Annotated in this window: 2 protein-coding genes; both read right to left on the minus strand. The window is 39.1% G+C overall.

What is annotated here, in order from left to right; translation table 11 throughout:
* Window positions 1-335, minus strand: a 335-nt coding sequence (gene msrA / locus ACRCJ0_RS13815; protein ID WP_431390804.1) for a peptide-methionine (S)-S-oxide reductase MsrA, incomplete at its 3' end; no start/stop codon positions are given.
* A 55-nt stretch (window positions 336-390) separates the two neighbouring features.
* Window positions 391-1,522 (minus strand): serine--tRNA ligase (gene serS / locus ACRCJ0_RS13820; protein WP_431390806.1); only part of this gene is annotated, 1,132 nt, incomplete at its 5' end.

Genomic DNA, 1,522 nt, shown 5'->3' on the forward strand with positions numbered 1-1,522 from the left:
TCCATTGCTGCTTTAGCCTGTTCTTCGCTGTTCACAAAGATTTCTGGTCGATAAGAATCCCCACGATCAACAAATTGCCCCATTGCATCTGTTGGGTCTGTTTGTTGCCAATAAATATCTAGCAATTCTGAATAGCTTATTTTTTCATTATCAAATTCAATCTCAACTGCTTCTGTATGACCGGTTGTGCCCGAGCAAACTTCTTCATATGTAGGATTTTCTTTGTGTCCGCCAGTGTATCCTGATGTAACTTTTTCAATACCATCCATTTCTTCGAATGGTTGAACCATACACCAAAAACATCCGCCGGCAAACACTGCTGTTTCTTTAGACATCCTAATTGCCCCTTTCGTTAAATTTAAAAAATTAATCCACCTCTATTGTATTACATTATTTTAATTTTGAAACGCCAGAAGCATTTTCTTTTGTGATTTCTGTAATACCACCCATGTAAGGTACTAACGCTTCAGGGATTGTTACTGAACCATCTGCGTTTTGATAGTTTTCTAAAATAGCTGTTACTGTACGCCCAACAGCTAAACCAGAACCATTTAATGTATGCACATATTCAGGTTTACCGTTTGCGTTACGGAAACGGATTAAAGCACGACGCGCTTGGAAGGCTTCAGTGTTTGAACATGAAGAAATTTCACGGTATGTTTCTTGCGCTGGTACCCATACTTCTAAGTCATAAGTTTTAGCAGCTGAGAACCCCATATCACCAGTAGATAATGTCATTACACGATATGGTAAGTTTAATTTTTGTAGGATATTTTCGGCATTATTCACCATTTTTTCTAATTCGTCATATGAATCTTCAGGTCGAGCAAACTTCACCATCTCTACTTTTTGGAATTGGTGTAGACGAATTAAACCACGTGTATCGCGACCAGCAGATCCTGCTTCTGAACGGAAACTTGGTGACATGGCGGTGAAATAGATAGGTAAATCTTCTCCAGGAATAATTTCATTTGCAAAATAATTGGTTAATGGTACTTCTGCTGTTGGGATCAATGTTAAGTGGCGATCTTCATTCGTTGTAGAGAAAACATCTTCAGTAAATTTAGGGAATTGACCAGTACCGTACATAGCTTTGTCGTTCACTAAGTAAGGAGGAATGATTTCCTCGTAACCTTCTTCTTGGTGTTGGTCTAACATAAAGTTATAAACAGCACGCTCCAAACGGGCACCTAAACCACGATAGTATAAGAATCTCGCACCTGAAACTTTAGCTCCACGTTCAAAGTCTAAAATACCTAATTCTTCACCAATTTCGTAGTGCGCTTTTGGTTCAAAATCAAACTCAGGGGCTTGGCTCCATCGTCGCACTTCAACGTTGTCATCTTCATCGGCACCAACTGGTACTGAATCATGTGGTAAGTTTGGTAAACGATCCATAATGTAAGTCACTTGCTCATCCAATTTAGCAAGTTTTTTGTCTAAAACAAGGATTTCTTCGCCTACTTCTTTCATGCGGGCAATTTTATCATCCGCATTTTCTTTGTTGCGGCGTAATAAGCCA

The sequence above is a fragment of the Aerococcus sp. L_32 genome (assembly GCF_050689315.1).